Source organism: Catenuloplanes niger, assembly GCF_031458255.1.
In the GTDB taxonomy this organism is placed as follows: Bacteria; Actinomycetota; Actinomycetes; order Mycobacteriales; family Micromonosporaceae; genus Catenuloplanes; species Catenuloplanes niger.
This window is the reverse complement of the sequence record NZ_JAVDYC010000001.1, coordinates 1,778,553-1,794,512: the sequence shown is the minus strand read 5'-3', so window position 1 is coordinate 1,794,512 and position 15,960 is coordinate 1,778,553. Positions and strand designations below refer to the sequence as shown.

14 protein-coding genes are annotated in these 15,960 nt (G+C 72.7%); 1 reads left to right on the top strand and 13 read right to left on the bottom strand.

What is annotated here, in order from left to right; translation table 11 throughout:
* Nucleotides 1-37: 37 nt before the first annotated feature.
* The 12 genes from J2S44_RS07765 to J2S44_RS07710 form a co-directional block, all read right to left on the bottom strand.
* The gene (locus J2S44_RS07765) at nucleotides 38-1,723 is read right to left on the bottom strand and encodes a gamma-glutamyltransferase (RefSeq protein ID WP_310410248.1); all 1,686 of its coding nucleotides are present in this window, start codon (nucleotides 1,721-1,723) and stop codon (nucleotides 38-40) included.
* On the bottom strand, nucleotides 1,723-2,358 hold the full coding sequence (locus J2S44_RS07760; protein ID WP_310410246.1) for a cyclase family protein: 636 nt from the start codon (nucleotides 2,356-2,358) through the stop codon (nucleotides 1,723-1,725). Before J2S44_RS07760 ends, J2S44_RS07765 begins: the two co-directional genes overlap by 1 nt.
* An 11-nt stretch (nucleotides 2,359-2,369) precedes the next feature.
* Nucleotides 2,370-3,149: a creatininase family protein gene (locus J2S44_RS07755; protein ID WP_310410245.1), complete on the bottom strand. Its 780-nt coding sequence runs from the start codon at nucleotides 3,147-3,149 to the stop codon at nucleotides 2,370-2,372.
* A gap of 6 nt (nucleotides 3,150-3,155) precedes the next feature.
* Nucleotides 3,156-3,596: a cytidine/deoxycytidylate deaminase family protein gene (locus J2S44_RS07750; RefSeq protein WP_310410243.1), complete on the bottom strand. Its 441-nt coding sequence runs from the start codon at nucleotides 3,594-3,596 to the stop codon at nucleotides 3,156-3,158.
* The gene (locus tag J2S44_RS07745) at nucleotides 3,593-4,351 is read right to left on the bottom strand and encodes an amidohydrolase family protein (RefSeq protein WP_310410241.1); all 759 of its coding nucleotides are present in this window, start codon (nucleotides 4,349-4,351) and stop codon (nucleotides 3,593-3,595) included. Before J2S44_RS07745 ends, J2S44_RS07750 begins: the two co-directional genes overlap by 4 nt.
* Nucleotides 4,348-5,361, bottom strand: coding sequence for an ABC transporter ATP-binding protein (locus J2S44_RS07740; RefSeq protein WP_310410239.1), 1,014 nt, complete (start codon nucleotides 5,359-5,361; stop codon nucleotides 4,348-4,350). Before J2S44_RS07740 ends, J2S44_RS07745 begins: the two co-directional genes overlap by 4 nt.
* The gene (locus J2S44_RS07735; protein WP_310410238.1) at nucleotides 5,358-6,380 is read right to left on the bottom strand and encodes an ABC transporter ATP-binding protein; all 1,023 of its coding nucleotides are present in this window, start codon (nucleotides 6,378-6,380) and stop codon (nucleotides 5,358-5,360) included. The genes J2S44_RS07740 and J2S44_RS07735 overlap by 4 nt, the downstream gene beginning before the upstream one ends.
* Nucleotides 6,377-7,054: an alpha/beta fold hydrolase gene (locus J2S44_RS07730; protein ID WP_310410236.1), complete on the bottom strand. Its 678-nt coding sequence runs from the start codon at nucleotides 7,052-7,054 to the stop codon at nucleotides 6,377-6,379. The genes J2S44_RS07735 and J2S44_RS07730 overlap by 4 nt, the downstream gene beginning before the upstream one ends.
* 3 nt (nucleotides 7,055-7,057) lie before the next feature.
* On the bottom strand, nucleotides 7,058-8,098 hold the full coding sequence (locus J2S44_RS07725; RefSeq protein WP_310410234.1) for an ABC transporter permease: 1,041 nt from the start codon (nucleotides 8,096-8,098) through the stop codon (nucleotides 7,058-7,060).
* Nucleotides 8,095-8,958 carry an ABC transporter permease gene (locus J2S44_RS07720; protein WP_310410233.1) on the bottom strand — a complete coding sequence of 288 codons (864 nt, stop codon included), beginning with the start codon at nucleotides 8,956-8,958 and terminating at the stop codon, nucleotides 8,095-8,097. The genes J2S44_RS07725 and J2S44_RS07720 overlap by 4 nt, the downstream gene beginning before the upstream one ends.
* Nucleotides 8,951-10,564, bottom strand: coding sequence for an ABC transporter substrate-binding protein (locus J2S44_RS07715; protein ID WP_310410230.1), 1,614 nt, complete (start codon nucleotides 10,562-10,564; stop codon nucleotides 8,951-8,953). Before J2S44_RS07715 ends, J2S44_RS07720 begins: the two co-directional genes overlap by 8 nt.
* A 165-nt stretch (nucleotides 10,565-10,729) precedes the next feature.
* Nucleotides 10,730-12,670 (bottom strand): primary-amine oxidase, encoded by a 1,941-nt coding sequence (locus tag J2S44_RS07710; RefSeq protein ID WP_310410228.1) that lies wholly within the window; start codon nucleotides 12,668-12,670, stop codon nucleotides 10,730-10,732.
* A 217-nt stretch (nucleotides 12,671-12,887) separates the two neighbouring features.
* On the opposite strand from J2S44_RS07710, the gene J2S44_RS07705 reads away from it, so the two are divergent.
* On the top strand, nucleotides 12,888-13,571 hold the full coding sequence (locus J2S44_RS07705) for a GntR family transcriptional regulator (RefSeq protein ID WP_310410227.1): 684 nt from the start codon (nucleotides 12,888-12,890) through the stop codon (nucleotides 13,569-13,571).
* 1 nt (nucleotide 13,572) lies between these two features.
* On the opposite strand, the gene solA is transcribed toward J2S44_RS07705, so the two are convergent.
* Complete coding sequence (solA, locus tag J2S44_RS07700) at nucleotides 13,573-15,870, bottom strand: N-methyl-L-tryptophan oxidase (RefSeq protein WP_310410224.1); 2,298 nt, start codon at nucleotides 15,868-15,870, stop codon at nucleotides 13,573-13,575.
* Nucleotides 15,871-15,960: the final 90 nt, after the last annotated feature.

Here is a 15,960-nt window from a genome sequence, read left to right as displayed (position 1 = left end):
GTGGCCCCGCGGCGCGGGCACGGTCCGGCGGCGGGCATCAGAGGACGGCGGCGAGCCCGTCGGCGCGGGGGTCGCTCGCGGCCGCGAGCGCGCCGCCGGTGAGGCGGGCGACCTGGACGTGACCGGCGTCGTCGTGCGGGCCGGCCGTGGTGTCGACGACCAGGCCGAGCCCGCCGGCGGTACGGGTGAGCGCGTCCACCTCCGGCGTGTCCGGCTCCAGCAGCAGCGTCGGCACGTCGCGGCCGATCTCCCGGGCGCCGATGACCCAGCGCGGGCGGGCGAGCAGCCCGTCCAGGTCGGTGGAGTCCAGCACGGCCGGGGCGACCTGGGCGAGGATCCAGGGCTGGGCACGTCCGCCCTGGCAGCCGAGCGCGGTGACGTCGCCGGCGGGGGTGGTGGCGAGCGCCGGGCAGAGCGTGTGCGGCGGCCGGACGCCCGGCGCGATCCGGGCCGGATGCGCCGGGTCCAGGCTGAACGACGAGCCGCGGTTGTGCAGCACCAGCCCGGTGCCGGACTCGAGCAGGCCGGAGCCGAAGCTCTGGAACACGCTCTGGATCAGCGTGACCGCGTTCCCGTCCGCGTCGACCGCGGTGACCGCGACCGTGTCCCCGGCCGGCTTCGGCCCGCCGTCCGCACCGGCGAACGATTCCGCGGTACGCAGCAGCAGCCCGTCCAGGTCGACCGGCCCGGTCCGCGGGTCGCCGAGCAGCGCATCCCGCGCCAGCTGCGCCCGCCGCGCGTCGGTGAGCAGCGTGCCGGCGTCCGTCGCCGAGCCGGCGATGGCGAGGAAGGTGGCGCCCTGGACCGGCGGCGGGGCCGCGGACCAGGTGACGTCGCCGACCGTCGTGGTGAGCGGCGCCGTCACCTCGGCCCGGTGCGCGGCCAGGTCGCCGGCGGTGAGCGGGCTGCCGAGCGCGGCGAGCCCGTCCGCGAGGCGGTGCGCGAGATGTCCGCGGTAGAAGGAGCGCCAGTTCGCGCCGATCTGCCGCAGCGTCTCGGCCAGCGCGGGCTGGACCAGCGTGCGGACCGGCTCGCCGGTCTCCGGGTCCAGCAGCAGCGCGGACAGGCCGGGGTCGGCCGTCACGCCGTCGCGCCTGCCGAGCGTGGCCCGGTGCAGGCCGGGGCTGACCGGCACGCCGCCGTCGGCCAGGCCGATCGCGGGATCCAGCAGCGTGGACAGCGGCAGTGACGCGCCGAGGGCGGCGACGGAGGCCCAGCCCGCGACCACGCCGGGCACGGTCACGGTCTGCGGCCCGCCGAACGGCATCCGTTCGCCGCCCGCGCGCAGCGCGTCGACGTCGACCTCGGCGGCGGCCGCGCCGATCGAGAGCACCGCCTGCGCCTCGCCGCCGGCCGGGCGCACGACGGCGACCAGGTCGCCGCCGACCGAGCACTGGTGCGGGTAGGCCACGGTCAGCGCCGCCGCGGCCGCGAGCGCCGCGTCGAACGCGTTGCCGCCGGCCGCGACCACGGCCCGCGCGGCGTCGATCGCGGCCGGATGCGGCGCCGCGACCGCCACGCGGAACCCCCGCACGCCACCGGCCGCGCTGTCACGGGCCGCGTCGTCACGGGCCGCGCTGTCACCGGCCGCACCGACGCCGGCCGTACTGACGCCGGCCGTACCGACGCCGGGCGCGGTGCCGCTTGCCGTGCTGTGGACCGGCGCGGTGCCGGCGGACCCGGGGGCGGCCGGGACGCCGGTGGTGGGGTCCGCCGCGGACATCAGGCGTCCCGCTTGATCAGGATGGCGCGGGTGAACGAGCCGTCCGCGTCGACCAGCTTGGCCGGCAGCGCGACCAGCTCGTACTCGCCCGGCGGGACGCCGTCGAGGTCCGCGTTCTCCAGGATGATCAGGCCGGCGCCGAGCAGGACGTGGTGGGCGTCCCAGGTCTCGGTGCGGGTGTGGCTCTCGATCGTCAGGTAGTCGATGCCGATCAGCCGCACGCCCTGGTCGATCAGCCACCGCGCGGCCTCGGGGGCGAGCCCGACCCAGCTCTCCGCGCGGTCCGGGAGCTTCAGCGCGCCGGCCGAGTTGGACGTCTTGAGCAGCACCCGCTGGTGCCCGGCCACGCCCGCGGCCGAGAGGTCGGCGATCGTGATGTCGCCGGTGACCGCGGTCGCGTCGACGACCAGCGCGGGGCCGACCAGCGCGTGCAGGTCGAGCTTGTCGACCGGGGTGGCGCCGTCGACGAAGTGCGCGGGCGCGTCCACGTGCGTGCCGGTGTGCGCGCCGAGCCGCCAGCGGGTCACGTTCGAGGCGTCGCCGTTGGCCAGCGACTCGACGATCTCCACCTCGGGCTTGCGGCCCCAGTGCAGCATCTCCGGGTGGATCGGCAGCGTGATGTCGTAGATCTCCATGAAGATCCCTTTCAGAGCGAGGGGCGGTGGGCCGAGGACGGCCAGGGCTCGCGGACGGCCGCGGAGATCGCCCGTGCGGTGGTCCGGACGCAGCGCTCGAACTCGGACTTCCCGTGGTCGGCGGAGGCCTCGGCCACGTCGCGCCCCCAGACGCCGGTGTCGCTGACCTGGTCCATCCGGTAGTCCCAGAACGAGTCGACGTCGATGTGCGAGGTGGCCCGGTCCATGTGGACCAGCTCGGGGCGCAGGTGCAGCATCACGGACGTCTCGAAGAAGTTCGCGTGCATCAGGCCGCGGCCGTACATGACCCGGCCGTTGACCTCCGGCCCGGGATACATGGTCACGTAGGCGATCGACCGCACCCGGGAGTCCCGGTGCCGCACGCGCAGCTTCTCGGCGGAGACGTCGAGCGAGCCGCTGTTCCAGATGTGGCCGTTGAGCAGGATGAACTGCCGGATGCCGCTGGCGTGCAGGGAGTCGATCACGTCCTCGACCACGGCGATCAGCGTTTCCGGGCGCAGCGCGAGCGTGCCGGCGAAGTCGCCGTGCGAGCCGGAGACCCCATAGGTCAGCGTGGGTACGACCGGGACGCCGGTCAGCGCGGAGACGCCGAGCGCGACCTCCTCGCAGATCACCGAGTCGACGTTGAGCGGCAGGTGCGGCCCGTGCTGCTCGATCGCGCCGACCGGGATGATCACCGCGTTCGTCTCGGCCGCCAGCGCGCCGGACTCCGGCCAGGTCAGCGTGTCCCAGCGCACCGGCCGGCCCGTACCGCCGAGGTTGTCAGTCATCGCATGTCACCACTTCCGTCGGGATTTCGAGGGCAGCAGGTCCAGCGCCCGGTACGAGACGATCGAGTCGTCCTCCGGGGCGGTCAGCCAGACCACGGCCGAGGGTGCGTAGTCGCTGATCAGCTCGCGGCACACGCCGCACGGCGCGATGATCCGGAACCGGTCCGCCGGTTTGATCTGCACGGACACCACCGCCACCACATCGGACAGCGCCGCTCCGGCGGTCCGCGCGGCGCCGAGCGCGATGCCCTCCGCGCAGATCGAGCTGCGCCGGCAGGAACCCTCCAGGTGCACGCCCGTGAAGACGTCGCCGGACGCGGTCCGCAGCGCGGTCGCCACCTCGTGCCGGCCGTCCACCCAGACGCGTCCCAGCAGCTCCTCCGCGGTGGCGAGGAGGCTCGCGTCCGCCGCCGGCATCGAGTCCGGCGGCACCACCCGGGTGATCACAGGCCGAGGATCCGCGCCATGTTGCCGCCCTCGATCTTCGCGCGGTCCGCCTCGTCCGGGACGGCCTTGGCGATCTTCATGCGCTCCAGGTCGAAGTCGGACCCCGGCCACTCGCTGCCGAACAGGATCTGGTCCGGCCCGAGCCGCGCGTACGCGCGCTTGACGTCCGCGATCAGCGTCGCCGACGTCTCCAGGTAGATGTGCGGGTTCCGCTCGGCCACGATGATCGCCTCGGGCACGTTCCAGACCGCGCCCATGTGCGCGATGATCGTCGGCACGGTCGGGTGCCCCTTGGCGATCTCCTCGATCGCCAGCGGTGAGCAGAACGCGTCGTCCAGCGCGTTGATCAGGATTGGCATGCCCAGCGCCGCGCACGTCGAGAAGACCGGGTCGAGCAGTCCGTGGTCCGCGACGTGGTAGCCGTGCAGTGACGGGTGCAGCTTCAGGCCGGAGATGCCGAGGTCCCTCATCCGGGCGATCTCGTCGAGCGCGTCGTCCGCCTGCGGCATCACCTGACCGAAGCCGATGAACCGGTCCGGGTACGCCTTGACCAGCCCGGCGATGAAGTCGTTCTCGATCCGCTGGGCTAGCGAGCAGACCATCGCCATGTCGACCCCGGCCGCGTCCATCCGGTCCAGGATCCGGCGCGGGTCGAACGGCGTGTACGGCGGCGGCGCCTGTCCGGGCCGGGCGCCGGTCAGGTAGTCGGAGCGCCCGCGAACGTCCTGCGTGGTGTTGTACGCGTCAATGATCATGCGACGGTGCCTTTCGTGACGGGCGCGGCCGGGGACGACGGCGCGGCGGACAGCGGGACGAGCGGAAGGTGGCAGCGGACCTGCCGGCCGGGCGCGACCTCGCGCAGTTCCGGGGCCTCGACCGTGCAGCGGTCGATCGCGTACCGGCAGCGGGTGTGGAACGTGCACCCCGGCGGCGGCGCGGCCGGGTCGGGCAGCTCGCCGGCCAGCTCGATGCGTTCCCGGGCCGAGCCGAGCGACGGCACCGACGACAGCAGCGCCTCCCCGTACGGGTGGGCCGGCCCGGCGAAGAAGTCGTCCCGGGACGCGATCTCGATGATCTGCCCGAGGTACATGACCGCGATCCGGTCCGCGATGTGCCGGACCACGCCCAGGTCGTGCGAGATGAACAGCATGGTCAGGCCGCGCTCGCGGATCAGGTCGGTGAGCAGGTTGATCACCTGCGCCTGGATCGACACGTCCAGCGCGGAGACCGGCTCGTCCGCGACCACGAACCGCGGCGACGGCGCCAGCGCGCGGGCGATGCCGATCCGCTGCCGCTGCCCGCCGGAGAACTCGTGCGGCCGCCGCGCGCCCGCCTCCCGGCCGAGGCCGACCTGTTCCAGCAGCGCGTCGACGGCGGTGCGGGCATCCGCGCGGGACATGCCGCGGGCGCGCAGCATCGGCTCGGCCACGATGTCCGCGATGGTCCGGCGCGGGTTGAGCGACCCGAACGGGTCCTGGAACACCATCTGCAGATCCGCGCGGGTACGCCGGAACACCGTCCCCCGCAGCCGGGTGATGTCCAGCCCGAGGTAGTTGATCGCGCCCGCGGTCGGCTCGGTGATCCGCAGCATGGCCCGGCCGAGCGTGGACTTGCCGCAGCCGGACTCGCCCACCAGCCCGAGCGTCTCGCCCTCGTAGATCTGCAGGTCCACGTCCCGGACCGCGCGTACCTTCCGCCCGGCCGAGCCGTTGAACTCGACGCGGAGCTTCGACAGCTCCAGCAGTGGCGTGGGTTTCGGCGTCACGGCGTCACCACCTCAGGGTCGGAGCCGGCTCGGGCCCGCACCCGGGCCGGCTCGTCCAGCAGACAGCGGTCCAGGTGACCGGGCTCGCCGTACCGCTGGAGCAGTGGTGGCATCCGGTCCGCGCAGGAGTCGTGGGCGAACGCGCACCGCGGCGCGAACGCACAGCCGGGCGGCCGGGTGACGCCGGTGAGCGGGCTGCCCGCGATCGCCGGGAGACGGTCGGCATGCGGCCCGTCGACCCGGGGGACGGAGCCGAGCAGCGCCATCGTGTACGGGTGCTGCGGGTGGAACAGCACCTCGTCCCGGGTGCCCTGCTCGATCACCCGGCCGGCGTACATCACCGCGACCCGGTCCGCGACCTCCGCGACCACGCCCAGGTCGTGCGTGATCAGCACGATCGACGTGCCGTGCTCGGCCTGGAGGCGTTTGAGCAGCTTGAGCACCTGCGCCTGGATGGTCACGTCCAGCGCGGTGGTCGGCTCGTCCGCGATCAGCACGGCCGGGTCGTTCGCCAGCCCGATCGCGATCATGACGCGCTGCCGCATGCCGCCGGAGAGCTGGTGCGGGTAGGCGCGCGCGGCCTGCGCCGGGTTCGCGATGCCGACCTCGCCGAGCAGTTCCTCCGTGCGCCGCCAGGCGTCCCGGCGCCCGATCCGGCGATGCGTGCGGATCATCTCGGCGACCTGGTCACCGACCTTCTGCGTCGGGTTGAGCGCGGCGAGCGCGTCCTGGAACACCACGGAGATGTCCTTGCCGCGCACGCCGCGCAGCTCCTTCTCGGACGCGGCGACCAGGTCCCGGCCGCCGAAGCGCACCTCGCCGCTGATGTGCGCGGTGGGCCCGCGGTTCAGCCCGACCAGGCTCATCGAGAGCGCGGACTTGCCGGAACCGGACTCGCCGACCAGTGCCAGCAGCTCACCGGCGCGCAGGTCGAGGTCGATGCCGGCCACGGCGGGCAGCCGCCCGGCCGGCACGTCGAACTCCACCCGCAGGTCGCGGATCTCCAGCAGCGCGGTCACAGCGCGGCCAACGCGGTCTCGATCAGCGCCACCACGTCCTTCGGGCGCACCCGCGGCGTGAAGTGGCTGCCCGGCACCTCGCTGGTGATCGCGTTCGCGCGTGCGGCCATGTCGCGCTGCACGACCGTGCTCAGCGTCCGGTCCTGCGCCGCGACCAGGTACCAGGTGGGCTTCGTGCGCCAGGCCGGCGTACCGGTGGGCTGGGTGAAGATCCGGTTGTCGCTCTGCCGGGACTCGGCGTCCCAGATCGCGCGCTGCGCGACCGGCACGTCCCAGCCGATCTCGGCCCAGTACTCGTCGGTGTGCTCGGACCTCCACTCGCCGTTCGGGCCGCGCCGCATGTACTTGGCGACCTCGGCCGGGGGGTAGCGCTCCACGATCCCGTTCACGGTCTCGCCCTCGTCCGGCGCGAACGCGGCCACGTAGACCAGGCCCTTGACGGCGTCGGCACGGCCCACGCCGGTGATCACGGCGCCGCCGTACGAGTGACCGACCAGCAGCACCGGCCCGCCGACGCCCTCGACCACGGAGAGCGTGTGCGCGATGTCGTCCTCCAGGGACGTCATCGGGTTGGTGACCAGCGTGTGCGGCAGACCGGCGGCGGTCAGCAGCGGCGTGACCTCGGACCAGGTGGTCGGGGTGCCGCCGGCGCCGTGAACGAGGACGATGTGCATGTGTCAGGCCTTCCGGAGCCGGGGGTCGAGGGCGAGGTAGAGCAGGTCCACGACGACGTTGACCAGGGTGAACAGCAGCGCGATGGCGAGCGCGGCGCCCTGCACGATCGGGTAGTCGCGCTGCAGGATGCCGTTGACCAGCAGGTTGCCGACGCCGGGGTACGAGAACACGGTCTCGGTGATCACCGACCCGCCGAGCAGCGAGCCGAACTGCAGGCCGAGCACGGTGACGATGGGCAGCGACGAGTTGCGCAGCACGTGCCGGCGCATGATCGTGGCACCGGACAGGCCCTTCATCCGCGCGGTCCGCACGAAGTCGTCGCTGAGCACCTCCAGCACGGACGCGCGAACGATCCGGGTGATGAACCCGGCCATCGACAGCGCCAGCGTGGTGGCCGGCAGGATCAGGTGCCGCAGCCACGGCCAGACCAACTCCGGCCGGTCCTGCAGGATCGCGTCGAGCAGCACGAAGTTGGTGAACGGCTCGTAGTCCAGCGCGTTCGGCAGCCGGCCGATGACCGGCAGCCAGCGCAGCCACACGCCGAAGACGACGATGGAGAGCACGCCGAGCGCGAACCAGGGCAGCGAGAAGCTGACCGTGCCGATCGTGCGCGTGGTGGTGTCGATCCAGGTGTCCTTGCGCAGCGCCGCGAGCACGCCGGTGACCATGCCGATCAGCACCGCGATCAGCATCGCGGCGACGGTCAGCTCGATCGTGGCCGGCAGCGAGTCGCCGAGCAGGCCGGTCACGTCGTTGCCGCCGAAGAACGACCGGCCCAGGTCCAGTGCGAGCACGTCGCCGAGGAACGTCGTGTACTGGTCGGCCAGCGAGTCGTTCAGGCCGAGCGCCTCGTTGATCCGCTGCTCGCTCGCCGCGATCTCCTCGGCCGAGGACTGGCTCGCGGCGCCGCCACCGACCGCCAGCGACGTGGCCGGCGAGCCGGGCAGCATGCGCATCGCGACGAAGACCATGGTGGCCAGCACGAGCATCACGAGCGGCACCGCGGCCAGCCGCTTGGTGACGAGCCACAGCGTGCGATTCACCGCGACCCCCGCGGGTCCAGCGCGTCGCGGAGATCGTCGCCGACGAAGTTGCAGGCCACCACGAACAGCAGCGTCGCCGCCGCCGGCAGCACCACGAGCCGTGGCGCCGTGTAGAGGAACTCCTGGCCGGCCTGCACCATGTATCCCCAGTCCGGAGTCGGGGGCTGGATGCCCAGCCCGAGGTAGGAGAGGCCGGCGGCGAACCCGGCGGCGACGGAGAGCGTCATGACCACCTGGGCGAGCATCGGGCCGGCGATGTTCGGCAGGATCTCCTGCACGAGGATGCGCGGGCCGCGGGTGCCGCCGAGCTTGGCCGCGAGCACGTAGTCGCGGCGGGCCTCCCGCGCGGCGAGCGCGCGGGCGAGCCGGGCCAGCCCGGGCGCGAGCGCGAGCGCGATGCCGACCACCATGCTGCTCACGCCGGGCCGCCAGGCGGACACGATCAGGATGATCAGCAGCATCGACGGGAACGCCAGCGCGAGGTCCATGCAGCGCATCAGGACCCACTCGATCCAGCCGCCGGCGTACCCGGCCAGCAACCCGACGCCGATCCCCAGCAGCGCGGCGAGCCCGGTGGAGAGGAACGCGACCATCAGCAGCGGCCGGGCGCCGTGGATCATCCGGGCCAGTTCGTCGCGGCCCAGGTCGTCGGTGCCCAGCGGGTGCCCGGGCGCGCCGAGCGGCAGCAGCGTGTCGTTGGTCCCGCGGGTCGGGTCCGCGCCGACCAGCAGCGGGCCGAGCGTGGCGACGACGACGAACAGCGCCACGATCACCCAGGAGCCGGCGGCGAGCGGGCCGCGCCCGAGCCTCCGCGCCCGGAACGAGGCGCGGAGGCCGGCCGGAGCGGCGAGACTAGACACTCGTGTTTTCCATGTAGCAGCGGTGGCTGCCGAGGGCCTTCCAGTTCATGCCCTCGACGTTCTTGCCGCTGACCACCGGGTTCGCGCCGGTGACCAGCATGGAGAGCGTCATGTACCGAGTGGCCCACTCGCGCTGGATCTCGGTGTAGCGGGCCTTGCGGGCGGCGACGTCCGCGATGTTCTTCGCCTCGAAGAGCTTGTCGGCGTACTCGGCGGAGCCGTCCAGCGTCTTGAACCCGGAGATGAAGTCGCCGTAGACGCCGGACGGCCGGGCCAGCGACCCGATCATGTCGTCCGCGTCCGGGTAGTAGCCGTTCCGCTCCCAGATCATGATGTCGTGGAACCGGTCGGCCGGGTCCAGCAGCCGGTTGAAGTACGCGGCCGGGTCGACCGAGTCGCTCTCCACCTTCAGCCCGATGTCCGACAGGTTCTGCGCGATGATCTGCGCGGCCTTCGGGTGCCAGCTGTCGCTCGCGGCCATCAGCCGCACGGTCCGGCCGGTCGCGCCGGCGGCCGCGATCAGCCGCTTCGCCTCCTCGAGGTTCGTGGCGCTGAGGTCGGCCAGGCTCGGGTCGTACGCGTCCTGGCCCGGCGGGATCGTGTAGCCGTCCGGCAGCACGGCCGCGCCGAAGAACGCCTGCGCGATCAGCGCCTGCCGGTCGACCGCCATGTTGATCGCCTGGCGCACCTCGAGCTCGGGGATGCGGCGGACGTCCATCATCATGAACGCGTCGAAGCTCTTCGGCGTGTCGTACACCGTGACGCTGTCGTCGCCGCGCAGCTGCTCCAGTGCGGAGTACGGCGTGAACTGGGTGGCGCCGATGTCGCCGGAGAGCAGTGAGCTGACGATCGTGGACGGGTCGGTGACCTGCTGCATCACCAGCCGGTCGATCGGCGCCCGGCCCTTGTACCAGCCGTCGAACGCCTCCAGCGTGACGTTCTGGCCGGACGTGGCGGAGACGAACCGGAACGGCCCGGTGCCGACCAGGTTCTTGCCGATGTCCTTGCCGTGCTTGTCCAGCGCGGCCTTGGAGATGATCCGCGCGCCGATGTCGGAGAGCCGGCCGAGCAGCGTGCGGTCCGGCTTCTTCAGCACGATGACCACGGTGCCGGCGTCCGGGCCGGTCAGCGACGCGACGTTGGTCCCGAGGCTGTTCAGCGGCCGGGACGCGCCCTCCGGCAGGCTCGGGTCCTCCTTGTTGAACTGCCGGTTCAGGCTGGCCAGCACATCCGCGGAGGTGAGCGTGGTGCCGTCGTGGAACGTGATGCCCTGGCGCAGCGTGAACGTGTACGTGAGCTGGTCCTCGGAGACCGTCCAGCTCTCCGCCATGTCCGGCTTCGGCTCGGTGGTCTCGTAGTCGATGAACGTCAGCCCCCGGCAGACGCAGTCGACGACCATCCAGTCGCCGAGCGTGGTGTAGAACGCCGGGTCGTTGACCGCGCTGGTGCCGTCGATCGCCAGCGTGAGCGTGCCGCCGGTCCTGCCGCCGCTCTCACCCTCCTCGGAGGCGATACCGCAGGCCGCGAGCAGGCTGGTGAAGCCGGCGCCCATGCCGAGGATGGCAGCGCCGCGCAGGATGGTGCGCCGGGAGACTGTGTCAGTCATGTGGGAACTCCTTGGCCTACCGAGGGGTGGTATCAAAGTTTGGCTATTTGGGATTTCATTCCGTTGGGATTGGATCCAATCCTGCGGTCCGACCGCTGCGGTGGCGTATCGGGTTTGTGAACAAGATGTGTCGCCGACCCGGTGTTCCGCGCCGGCGCGCACCCGTCATGAGCAGCAGGAATCCGGCTCGGCCGCGCGTGCCGCCGCCGGGTCGGGGATGTCGAGCGCCGGGTTGCGGTCGAAGAAGCCGTCCGGCGCCAGCGTCAGGTGGATCGCCTCCACCGGCATCACCGGCCACTGCTCCGGCCGCGGCAGGTGGTGCGTGCCGAGCACCGGCCAGAGCACCAGCGGCACGCCGTCGATCGAGCGCCGCTGCCGCTGCCAGACGTGCACGCCGTCCTCGCCCGGCTCCGCGTGGTTCGGGTACTGGCCGCCGATGAAGTTCTCGTCCGCCGCGTACGGCGTGGCCCACAGGTGCTGGTGGATGAACGGGGCCCGGGTCGCCATCACCGAGTCCGGCCGGCCGAAGCTGCGCGTGGTGTCCGGGATCCGCAGCTGGTACGCGGTCGGCTCGCCGTACCGGTTCGTCCGGTCCGCGCTCTCGATGCGCCAGTGCCGCGCGGTGCCCGGGTCGTTGCGCCGGCCGGTCTCCACGGTCAGCGGCTCCCGCACGAAGCGGACCGCATTGCCGTACGGGTTGAGCGCCGGGTCCGGCTCCGCCTCCGCGTGCACCTCCGCGAGCCGGTTGAGCTCGCCGTCGACCGCGGTGTCCAGCCGGATGCCGAAGTAGTGCTGGTGGATCGGCGCCTGGACCAGTTCGGAGACCTTCCGGCCGTACGGCACCTCGTCGCCGGCGTTGATCCCGGAGGCGGAGAGGATGCCGGTCAGCTTCACCTCCAGCTCGATCCGGCCGTCCTGGTAGAGCGACCAGTAGAAGCCGTAGTCGTAGTTCGCCACGGTCTGGAAGTTCGAGACGATCAGCCGGCGGGAGCGGCGGACCTCGCTGACGCCGCGGCGCAGATCGTTGTGCTTCCAGAGGATGCTGTTGTCCTCCTCGTGCATGCAGATCGCGTTCTTGATCGTCACCGGGTCGCCGTACCCGCCGAGGTGGGTGCCGTCGAAGTAGTGGATGACGCCGAGGCAGTCGCAGCCGAGCGCCAGCGAGTTGGTCAGCGGGCCGGCGCCGTACTCGCCCCAGTCGAAGAAGTTCTTCCGGTACTGCGTGGAGTTCGAGTCCAGGTACGGCACGTACATCTCGTTGCAGGCCGCGCGCTTGAGCACGGACCGGCCGAGGAACTCCAGGTCGTAGAGGACCAGGCCCTCGCGGTGGGTGAACCCGATCCGGAACGTCCAGCCCTGCCAGCTGACCCGCCAACCGTCGACGTCGAAGCTCGGGCCGTCCTTCTGCACCACCTCCAGGGCCTTCAGGCCGGTCCGGTCCGGGCCGAAGCCGCCGGTGGTCAGCGGGCCGGCCTCCGTGGAGACCGGGATGACGCCGTGGTCCTCGACCTCCAGGACCTCCATGGTGTGCATGTCGATGATCGGCACCACGCCCTGGACCGGCCGGGCGTACCCGTTGTCGTCCTCGGTCGTGCGGTGCCAGACCGTACCCCAGGTGACTCTTCTGCCCCGGTACTTCGCCGGCTCGAAACCGCCCATCGACTCCGCGTCGATCATGCAGAGCGAGACGTCGTGGATGCCGCGGCGGGCCATGACCTCCTGGAACAGCGGGCTCTCCCGGCATGCCCGCGCGGCGGCGCGCGCCTCGTCCGAGGTGATGCCGGGGCGGCGCGGGTCGACCGGCCGCCAGTCCGTGGCCTCGTCCCCGGCGTCGCTCAGCAGCACGTCGATCTCCCAGGCGCCCGCGCCGTCGATCCGCATGCCGACCAGGCCGAGCCGGACGCCGGTCGCCGCACCCGCGACGACCCGGCGGGCGTGCGCCTCGTCGAGCGTGGCGCCCCAGAAGCGGGCGGGGTCACCGAGTCGGCCGTCCGCGCGGGCGGCGGCCACGGCGCGGGAGATCTCGTCCGCGGTCGGCGGGTCGAGCGGGTGGGACCGGACGGAACGTCCGCCGTCGGACTCGGGCGAGGTGTGGCAGGCGCTCATCGGCGGCTCCTGTCTGTGCGCTGTCGTGTGGTGACCATACGAGAATTTGGGATACGAGGATAGTGTTCTTGGATCCAAAGTTGGGGTGGACCGCATCCACATCGGCGGTGGGCTTGCTATGGTGAGTCGCCCGGCTGTCGCCCCGAGCGCACCCCCACAGACGACCGAAGGCCCCGGCCTTCCCGAAGAGGCCACAAGCCTTCCCGAAGAGGCCACAATGGACGACTCCTCCACCAGCGGCACCGCGCTCGTCGACGAGACCGCGGCCGCGATCCGCGCGCGGATCATGTCCGGCGAGATCCCGATCGGCGCGCAGCTGCGGCAGGCCGAACTGGCCAAGACGCTCGGCGTCAGCCGCACGCCGGTGCGCGAGGCGCTGCGCCAGCTGCAGACCGGCGGCCTGATCGAGGTCGTGCCGAACCGTGGCGCGGTGGTGCGCGTGCCCGCCCCGTGGGAGGTGCGCGAGGCGTACGAGGTGCGTGCCGAACTGGAGGGCCTGGCCTGCGAGCGCGCCGTGCGCCGGCTGACCCGCGACTCGCTCGCCGAGCTGCGTGCCACGAACGAGCTGCTCCGGCCGGGTGACGCGCCGCCGAACCCGGCCTCGCACGCGGCGAACGACCGGTTCCACACGCTCATCCACCAGATCGCCGGCAACGAGCGCCTCGCCAAGGTGATCAAGGAGATAAACGAGGCGTTCCCGCGCAACGTCTCCGCGCTGGTGCTGCAGGAGCACCCCCGCCACCGGGACGACAACTTCGCCGAGCACGAGCGGATCCTGGCCGCGCTGGCCGCGGACGACGCCGAGACCGCGCGCCGGGAGATGCTGGCGCACGTGCTCAGCGCGGGGGAGCAGCTGGCCCGCTGGTACGAGCGCCGCTCCGCCACCGTCTTCAAGGGCTGACTCACCCGAGCGCGCCCGGTGCCAGGAAGTCCAGGTCCGGGCGTTGCCCGCCGAGGGCCAGGTCGGCCAGCGCCGCACCGATCACCGGGCCGAACTTGAACCCGTGCCCGGAACAGGCGGCCGCCACGAACACCCCCGGCGACGACGGCAGCGCACCCACGGCGAACCGGTTCCGCGGCGCCATCGTGTAGCGGCATGACACCGAGTCGACCACGTCGCCGTCGGCCGCGGGCAGGAAACGGCGGGCATGGACCAGCAGCTCCGCGGCCTCCGCCGCGGTCACCGGCGTCTGCGGGCGGTCCGGGTCGTCGTCCGGGCCGTGGTCCAGCCCGATCTTGAGCGCCGCGCCGCCGAACGCGGGCAGCCCGTAGAGCAGCCCCACGCCGGGCACCTCGACGGAGAACGGGCCGAGCACGGGGGCGGACACCGCGGAGACGTCCGAGGCGCCGACGTGGATGTTGACGATCCGGACCACGCGCAGCAGGTCCCGCAGCGCCGGCACCAGCGCGCCGGTCCACGGCCCGGCCGCGATGACCAGCCGTTCCGCGCGCAGCACGCCGTCCGGGGTGCGCACCGCGACGCCGTCGCCGTCCGTCTCCCAGCCCAGAACGCGCACGCCGGTACGCCGGTCGGCGCCCGCCGCGACCGCCAGTGACCGCAGCGACCGCATGGTGGCGGCCGCGTCCAGCACGCCGGCCGCCGGGTCGTACACCGCGGTGAACTCGTCGCCGAGCCGCAGCCCCGGGAAGATCTCCGCGGCCCGTGCCGCGTCCACCGTCTCGCAGCCGGGCCCGCGCAGCCCGGGTGAACCGTCCGCGGCCGGCCGCGCGTAGAGCCCGCCGGTCGTGGTCAGCAGCGTCTCGCCGGCCGCGTCGGACAGCTCCGACCAGGCGAGATAGGCCCGGTCGACCAGGCCGTCCCAGACCGGGTTCGGGTAGGCGCGCCGGATCATCCGGATGTGCCCGTGCGACGACCCCTGCGCGTGCCCGTCCGCGAACTGGTCCAGCTGCACCACCGAGGCGCCCCGCCGGGCGAGGTTCCAGGTGGCCGCGCTGCCGTGCACGCCCGCGCCCACCACGATCACGTCCGCGCGGGCACCCGACGGGATGAAGGCCGGACCGGACATCTGTCTCCCCAATGCCGCCGTCAGGGCCGAGACGTCGGACTCGTCGTTGTAGACGTGCACGGACGCGCGCACGACCGACTCCAGGCCGCGCCGCCCGAGATCCCACTGACCGTGGTGGTCCGGCACCGAGGTCACGTGGATGCCGGCGGCGCGCAGCCGGCGTACCGTGTCCGCGGGTTTCTCCCCGTCCACCACGAAGGTCACGATCGCGCCGCCGGCCGCGTCCGGATCCACCGGCGTCACGCCCCGCACCGTGCGCAGCGCGTCCTTCAGGCAGTCGGCGAGGCCGGACGTGTAGGCGTGGATCGCGTCCACGCCCAGGTCCAGCGCCTCGCGCAGCGCGGTCCCGAAGCCGAGCCGCAGCGCGTGCGCGGTCTCCCAGGTCTCGAACCGGCGCGCGCCGTCCTTCACCTCGTAGCCGTCCGCGCTGCTCCAGACCGCGCCACGGACGTCCGGGCGGGCCGGGCGCAGCAGTTCACGGATGCGCGGCGACGCGTAGAGCAGCCCGGTGCCGCGCGGGCCGCGCAGGAACTTCCGCCCGGTGCCGACCGCGAGGTCCACGCCGAGCGCGGCCAGGTCCACCGGCAGTTGCCCGAGCGACTGCACCGCGTCCAGCAGCAGCGGCACGCCGGCCGCGTTCGCCAGCGCCGCCACCTCCGCCACCGGCTCGACCAGCCCGGACGACGTCGGCACGTGCGCGATCGTGACCAGCCGGGCCGGCGTCCGCAGCGCCTTGTCCAGCGCCTCCAGGTCGACCGTGCCGTCCGGCGCGCAGGGGAGCACCTCGATGATCACGCCGTGCGTCTCGCGCAGCCGGAACAGGTGGATCGCGGAGCTGACGTAGCTCGACGCGGACGCCAGGATCCGGTCGCCCGGCCCGAACGGGATCGCGTCCATCGCGGCGTGCCAGGCCACGGTTGCGCTCTCGGTCAGCGCGATGTCGTCCGCCGTGCCGCCGACCAGCCGGGCCGCGAGCGCGTACACCTCCTCGTGCCGTTCCCGCGCGACCTCCGCTGCCTCGTAGCCACCGATCGTCGCCTCGAGCCGCAGATGCGCGACCACGGTCTCCAGCACGGCCGCGCTCGGCAGTGCCGACCCGGCCGCGTTGAAGTGCCGCGCGTGCCGCATCCCCGGCGTCGCCGCCCGCAGCGCGACCGGATCGAACCGCGTCACGGCACATTCCTGGATGTCAAAACTCTCATATTGGATCCAATCAAGATCAAAATCCCCGGAGGGTACGCGTGAACACCACCCCGCCACGGC